The sequence below is a fragment of the Devosia sp. genome (assembly GCF_041917035.1).
Taxonomy (GTDB): Bacteria; Pseudomonadota; Alphaproteobacteria; order Rhizobiales; family Devosiaceae; genus Devosia_A.
Genome location: NZ_JAYRYM010000019.1, coordinates 22,783 through 29,147, shown reverse-complemented (window position 1 = coordinate 29,147; position 6,365 = coordinate 22,783). Strand labels below are relative to the sequence as shown.

The 6,365-nt window shown below is 68.8% G+C and carries 7 protein-coding genes; 2 read left to right on the top strand and 5 right to left on the bottom strand.

Annotated features, from left to right (window positions below):
• Together ACE3TU_RS04055 and ACE3TU_RS04050 are read left to right on the top strand one after the other, a co-directional pair.
• The coding region (locus ACE3TU_RS04055) for an ABC transporter permease (protein ID WP_374620517.1) at positions 1–998 on the top strand (998 nt) is incomplete at its 5' end.
• Complete coding sequence (locus ACE3TU_RS04050) at positions 995–1,939, top strand: ABC transporter permease (RefSeq protein WP_374620515.1); 945 nt, start codon at positions 995–997, stop codon at positions 1,937–1,939. The genes ACE3TU_RS04055 and ACE3TU_RS04050, both read left to right, overlap by 4 nt.
• 292 nt (positions 1,940–2,231) lie before the next feature.
• Here the strand turns inward: ACE3TU_RS04050 and ACE3TU_RS04045 are convergent, their stop codons facing one another.
• From ACE3TU_RS04045 to ubiB, 5 genes are all read right to left on the bottom strand, one after another.
• Positions 2,232–2,948 carry a ThiF family adenylyltransferase gene (locus tag ACE3TU_RS04045; protein WP_374620513.1) on the bottom strand — a complete coding sequence of 239 codons (717 nt, stop codon included), beginning with the start codon at positions 2,946–2,948 and terminating at the stop codon, positions 2,232–2,234.
• Entirely contained in the window at positions 2,945–3,685 is a 741-nt protein-coding gene (locus ACE3TU_RS04040; protein WP_374620510.1) for a DUF2259 domain-containing protein, read from the bottom strand. Before ACE3TU_RS04040 ends, ACE3TU_RS04045 begins: the two co-directional genes overlap by 4 nt.
• Positions 3,639–4,094, bottom strand: a complete 456-nt coding sequence (gene dut, locus ACE3TU_RS04035; RefSeq protein WP_374620507.1) for a dUTP diphosphatase — start codon at positions 4,092–4,094, stop codon at positions 3,639–3,641. Before dut ends, ACE3TU_RS04040 begins: the two co-directional genes overlap by 47 nt.
• Before the next feature lie 5 nt (positions 4,095–4,099).
• Positions 4,100–4,705, bottom strand: a complete 606-nt coding sequence (locus tag ACE3TU_RS04030; RefSeq protein WP_374620505.1) for a hypothetical protein — start codon at positions 4,703–4,705, stop codon at positions 4,100–4,102.
• Between the two features lie 120 nt (positions 4,706–4,825).
• Positions 4,826–6,364: a 2-polyprenylphenol 6-hydroxylase gene (gene ubiB, locus ACE3TU_RS04025; protein WP_374620502.1), complete on the bottom strand. Its 1,539-nt coding sequence runs from the start codon at positions 6,362–6,364 to the stop codon at positions 4,826–4,828.
• Position 6,365: the final 1 nt, after the last annotated feature.

Sequence of the window (6,365 nt, the reverse complement as noted above, 5' to 3'; positions counted from 1 at the left end):
TCACCTTCGTCATCGTGCTGCTGACCTCCAAGGATCCCCTCGGCGCGTTCGAGCAACTGCTGACGCAGTTGCCGCAGAAGACTCGCACCTTCGGCTACTGGATCGACGATGTCGCCAAGCTGACCATCACCGGCCTCGCCTTCTCGCTGGTGTTCCAGGCGCGGCAGTTCTCGATGGGCGTGCAGGGGCAGGTCTATATCGGCGCGCTGGCCTCGACCTATGTGGCGCTGTCGCCGCTCGGAGCGAGCTGGGCCGGCATTCCGCTGGGCATCACCGCGGCCATGCTGGCCGGCGCCGTCTACGGATTCCTGCCCGGCATCGCCAAGGCGAAACTGGGCGCCAACGAGATCGTCTCCTCGCTGATGCTCAACTACGTCGCGATCGAACTGTGCAACTTCCTCGTCCGCACGCACCTGCCCAAGCCGCAGGCCGGTGTGCTGACCACCAACGAATTCCCCGACAGCGCGGTCTTCCCGATGCTGGTCGACAAGACCCGCATCGACCTGGGGCTGATCCTCGCCATCGTGGCGGTGCTGGTCGTGTGGTTCGCCGTCTATCGCACCAGCTGGGGGCTGAAGCTGCGGCTGGTCGGCCACAATGCGCGCTTCGCCGAGTATTCCGGCATCAAGTCCACCTTCATCATGGTCTCGGCAATGACCGCCTCCGGGGCGCTCGGCGGGCTGCTGGGCTCGATGTTCGTGCAGGGCCAGACCTACGGCAAGCTCACCGTGCTGTTCGAGGGCAACCTCGCCTTCGAGGGCATCCTCGTCGCCATCGTGGCGCGCAGCCGGCCGCTGGCGGTGCCCGTCGTGGCGCTGTTCTACGGCTACCTGCGACAGGGCGCGCAGCTGATGAACATCCGCACCGACGTGCCGGCCGAGGTGATCGGCGTGGTGACGGCCATCATCATCCTGCTCGTCTCCTCGTCCTACTCGCTCAACTTCCTCACCCGCCTGTTCAGGCGCAGTCCGGCGGCCGCCGCGGGAGCCGCGAAATGACGGAACTATTCATCACCGTCTTCTCGGCGGCCTTCTTCGTCACCATCATCCGCACCACGACGCCGCTTCTCCTCGCCACCATGGGCGGGCTGATCGCCGACCTCTCCGGCGCGCTCAACGTGGCGCTCGAAGGCATGATGCTGATCGGCTGCCTCACCGCGGTGATCGTCTCGGTCTACGCGCCCTGGTATGTCGCGGTGGTGGCCGGGCTCGGGGCCGGCGCGCTGCTCGGGCTGATCATGGCGTTCTTCGCCTATCGGCTGAAGGCCGACATCATCCTCGTCGGCTTTGCCATCAACATCTTCGCGGCCGGCGGCACGGTGTTCGCGCTCGCCCTCGCCACCGGCGGCGACAAGGGCACCTCGATCAACCTGCAGTCGAAGGCGGTGCCGTCGGTCGACCTGAGTTTCCTCGATGCCATCCCCGGGGTGGGACCGGTCCTCACCGCCTTCCTCTCCGGCCACTCGGTGCTGAGCTGGATCGCGGCGTTCATCGTCTTCGCGGTCTGGTACTTCCTGTTCCGTACCCCATGGGGACTGTGGCTGCGCGGCGTCGGCGAGTACCCGGCGGCGCCGGAGGCCGCCGGCATTCCGGTCAACAAGGTGAGGACCTGGAGCCTCGTCGTCTCGGGCGCCCTCGCCGGCCTCGGCGGCGCGCAGCTCGCCATGTTCAACTATGTCGGCTTCACCCGCGACATGACGGCGGGCCGCGGCTTCATCGCGCTCGGCGCAGTGCTGCTGGGGGCACGCCATCCGGTCGGTGCGCTGATCGCCGCGCTGCTGTTCGGAGCCTTCGAGGCGCTGGCGGTGGTCATGCCCGGCCTGTTCAACTGGATGCCGGCCGAACTGATCCGGATGATCCCGTTCATCGTCACCATCGCCGCCCTGATCCTGTTCTCGGTCAGGGCGCAACGGGCGCTGGCGCTTCGCGGGGTGAAGTAGGGCCTCCCCAACCCCTGAGGGGGGATTGAGGGAGGAAGTGGTCTTGCCGCAACTCACGGAGTCATTCCCGCGAAAGCGGGAACCTCTGTTTTGTGCAGCCCGCACCATCGCAAACGGAGGTCCCCGCTTTCGCGGGGATGACCCGGTGGCGGGAGGCCCGGCCGGGGCGACGCTGCAGTGGTGAAGCGCCCTATAGCGCTTCCAGGAAAAGTGGCGACGGTCTTCCGGTTCGGAAGCGCGACAAACCAAGGACGTAGAGCAGATCGCCGGTTCAAGGAAACGGTGAACGGCTCTAATATCCCAGTTCGGTGAACCGCGCGGCACGGCCATCGTAGAGCAGCAGGCGGCCGGTCAGCGGCTCGCCGACGCCGGTGACGAGCTTGATCGCCTCCATCGCCATCAGCGTGCCGATGACGCCGGTGACGGCGCCGAGCACGCCGACCACTTCGCAGGCCGGGAGGTCCGCCTCGTCCGGCGTATCGGGGTAGAGATCGGAGAACTGCGGGCCGCCGGGAACAAAGACCGTGACCTGGCCGTCGAACATCGAGACGGCGCCCGAGACCAGCGGCAGCCCGGCGGCGCGGGCCGCGGCCGCGACGACGGCGCGCGTGCCGAAATTGTCGGTGCCGTCGAGCACGAGGTCGTAGCCCGACATCAGCCCCGGCGCATTGTCCGGACCGATCCGCTCGGCATGGGCGACGAATGTCACCCTGTCGTTGAGACCGGAAACGAACGCCCCGGCGCTGTCCACCTTCTTCAGGCCGATGCCGTCCGTGCGGTGAATGACCTGCCGCTGCAGGTTGGAGAGGGACACGGTGTCGTGGTCAACCGCGCCCAGCGTGCCGATGCCGGCGGCCGCCAGATAGGCGATGGCGGGACTGCCGAGGCCGCCCGCGCCGACCACCAGCACCCGCGCCGCCCTGAGCTTCTGCTGGCCATCGCCGCCCACCCCGCGCAGCACGATGTGGCGGGCATAGCGCCTGATCTCGTCGGGCGAGAGCGCGCTCACGGGTGACCCGGCAGGGGCAGCGCGACGAAGCGGCGGTCCGGCCCTTCGAAACCCTGGGTGAAGACCGAGAGCACCACCACCGCGGGCGCGTCGTTCCAGCCCCAGCCCGCCGGGGCGAAGACGCCATAGAGGCGGTACGCGACGGTGCAGCCGCGCGAGGCGGGAACCGACTCGTCGTCATGCAGGACCGTCTCGCCGGCCGAGGCGGACAGCACCAGCCGGTAGCCCACGGGGGGGTCGAAACCGTATTCGGTGACGCAGGGGCCGACATAGGGCGGCAGCGTGGCGACGAGGGTGAGCGTGGCGAGATCCTGCGGCCCCTCGAGGCCATATCCGGGGCGGCCGAAGGTGAGGCTGCCGCCCTCGCCCACCGGCTCGCCGTCACCATGCAGCGCCACGGTGAGGGCGGGAGCGGTCAGCTGTCGCGCCTCGAGCGCCGGACCGGCCTGGGCGAGAGCCTCCATCCTGGCGCTGCCGACCGGCGCCGTCTCGTCCTCGAGGGTGACCCGGACCGGCGCGCCGGCCCAGCGATCTTCCGCCAGGTCGATGACGTAGATGCTGGCAAACGGGAAGCCGGACCCGTCCGCGACGCCGAATTCCTCAAAGGCGAAGTAGCGGCCGTCGCCGGAAAAGCCGAGCGGGTTGAAGGCCGCGGCGCTGCCGGCAGCCGCCGGTGATACCTGAACGAGGCTAGCGGCCAGTAGAGCCGAAGCCGCCGCTGCCGCGATCGGTCGCATCGAGCGTCTCCATCAGGTCGAAACGAATGGCCGTCACCGGCGCCACCACAAGCTGCGCAACACGGTCGCCGCGGCGGATCTCGAAGGGCGCCTCGCCCAGGTTGACGAGGATCACCTTGATCTCGCCGCGATAGTCGGCGTCGATGGTCCCGGGGGAATTGAGCACCGTCACCCCATGCCGCGCGGCAAGGCCCGAGCGCGGCCGCACCTGTCCCTCGTAACCCGCCGGCAGGGCGATGGCCATGCCGGTCGGCACGAGGGCACGAGCGCCCGGCGCGATGGCGAGGACCTCCGAGGATCCGAGCGCGGCGAGCAGATCCACTCCCGCCGCACCCACCGATTGCTGCCGCGGCACGTCGAGGCCGCGGCCGTGATCGAGCCAGACCAGACCGATGCCGACCCGATCCACCGGGCTCACCGCGTGTCGACGACCGCGAAGAGTTCCTCGGGCAGCTGAGCCGTACCATCCATCAGCGACAGGAACGGAATGACGATCTCGGCCGTCGTGCCGTCATCGCTGACCGTCATGTTGGACTCGGTCACCTTCTTGCCCTTGATGCGGATGGTGATGTTGTGGCCGTCGAAATAGGCCTTCATCATCTGCGCGGTCTGCTCGTCCTGGCCTTCGGTGACTTCGCTCGCCATGCCTTCGGACTTCATGGCGACGCGCACGACGCCCGGGCTGACGACGGTGAAGCTCGCATCCTCGCTGGGGCTGTCGCTCGACTTGAGATCGTCGAATTTGCCTTCGATCACCGTGGTGCAGGTGGCGCTGCCGTCGCCGTTCTCGGTCAGCACGTCGTTCTCGTTGACGCAGAAGCCGTCTTCGGCCGACTGCTCGCCGGATTCCGCCATCTGCTTGATCATGGGGTAGAATTCGGCGCCCATGGTCATGGTGGTGGTGGCCTTGCCGGTGGTCTCCGACAGCACCTCGATCTCGGCCGTCATGTCGATGCAGCCGGCGAGACCCGCGGTCAGCGCCAGCACCCCGGCCAGGCGGCCGAGACTCTTCAGGTTCATGGGTATCTCCTCAACAATTGCCCCGCTGCTCCCAGCCCAACTCTATGGACGGGCCCGAGGGGCTGCAAGCTCGCTCTGGCGGAGTACCGCCATGATGATGAACGGGGCCTGAACCTCTGTTCAGAGGCCCGCCAGTCGCCAGATCAGCGCCAGCGCGGCGGCCGCGCCGAGCCAGAAGCCGACCAGCAGCATGAAGCGATCGAAGCGCCGTCGCGGGGAGCGCTTCTCGCGATCGTAGTCGTCGAGCGCGGCCTCGGCCTTGTCGACGATCGCCGGCAGGCGCCCGAAGGTCTCGACGGCGGTGTCGACATGCTCCCTGAACGCCTCGAGCCGGCCGAGCGGACCGGCCGAGCGGCGCAGCCAGTCGGCGACGATCGGCTCGCTCAGCGTCCAGATATCGAGTTCGGGGTCGATGGCTCGCGACACGCCCTCGACCAGCACCATGGACTTCTGCAGCAGGATCAGCTCGGGCCGCGTCTTCATCTCGAACAGTTCGGTGGTGGTGAACAGCTGGCCCAGGACCCGGGCCATCGAGATGTCGGCCGCGTTGCGGCCATGCTGCGGCTCGCCGATGGCCCTGAGCGCCAGGGCGAACTCGTCCACCGACTGGTGGCGCGGCACGTAGCCGATCTCGAAGTGCCGCTCGGCGATCCGGCGGTAGTCCCGGGTGATGAAGCCGTAGAGGATATCGGCGAGGAAGCGCCGCTCGTGCCGGGACAGCCGCCCCATGATGCCGAAATCGACGGCCACGATACCGTTGGTCGCGGGGTCGGCGAACAGGTTGCCGGGGTGCAGGTCGGCATGGAAGAAGCCGTCGCGGATGGCGTGGCGCAGGAAGGACTGCAGCAGGTTGGCGGCCAGCGCCTTGCGGTCGATGCCGGCGGCCTCGAGCAACGCGTTGTCGCGCACCGGCACGGCATCGATCCAGCTGGTGGTGAGCACGTTCTGGGCGGTGTGGTCCCAGTGCACGGTCGGAATGGCGAAGCCGGTATCGCCCTTGATGTTGTCGGCGAACTGCGAGATGGCGGCCGCCTCCATCCTGAGGTCGAGTTCGAGGCGGGCCGAGCGGTCGAGGGTGGCCACCACGTCGACGGGCCGCAGCCGCCGCAGCGAGGGCACCAGCGTCTCGGCGAGCCGCGCGCCGGCATACTGGCTCTCGATATCGGCGCGGAACCGCTCTTCGACGCCCGGGCGGAGAACCTTGACGGCGACGGTGCGGCGCCCGCCGTCGTCGGCCAGCACGGCCTTGTGCACCTGCGCGATCGAGGCCGCGGCGACCGGCGGGGACAGCTCGACCAGCTGCGCGGCCTTCGTCCCCAGGGCCTCGGCGAGGATGCCGGGAACGAGGGCCGGATCGAACGGCTCCATCTTGTCCTGCAGCACCGCGAGGTCGGCCGCGACGGCGGCGCCGACGATGTCCGGACGGGTGGCGAGGGTCTGGCCGAACTTGACATAGGTCGGGCCGAGCCGGTTGAGCGCCCGCGTCAGGCGCTCGACCCGGCCGGACCGGCGCACCTCGGGCCGCTCGAGGATGCGGCCGAGCCGGATGCCGGCCTTGAGCACCGGCGGCAGTGCGGGGCTGTCCATGATGGCGAGCGCGCCCTCGCGGGCCAGCACGAAGCCGGTGCGCAGCAGCCGGAAGTAGGCGGCAAGACTCATC

Bases quoted from the DNA above. Each gene is read 5' to 3' on its own strand.
- ACE3TU_RS04050 (WP_374620515.1), top strand. From the start codon at position 995: ATGACGGAACTATTCATCACCGTCTTCTCGGCGGCCTTCTTCGTCACC.
- ACE3TU_RS04040 (WP_374620510.1), bottom strand. From the start codon at position 3,685: ATGCGACCGATCGCGGCAGCGGCGGCTTCGGCTCTACTGGCCGCTAGC.
- ACE3TU_RS04030 (WP_374620505.1), bottom strand. From the start codon at position 4,705: ATGAACCTGAAGAGTCTCGGCCGCCTGGCCGGGGTGCTGGCGCTGACC.
- ubiB (WP_374620502.1), bottom strand. From the start codon at position 6,364: ATGAGTCTTGCCGCCTACTTCCGGCTGCTGCGCACCGGCTTCGTGCTG.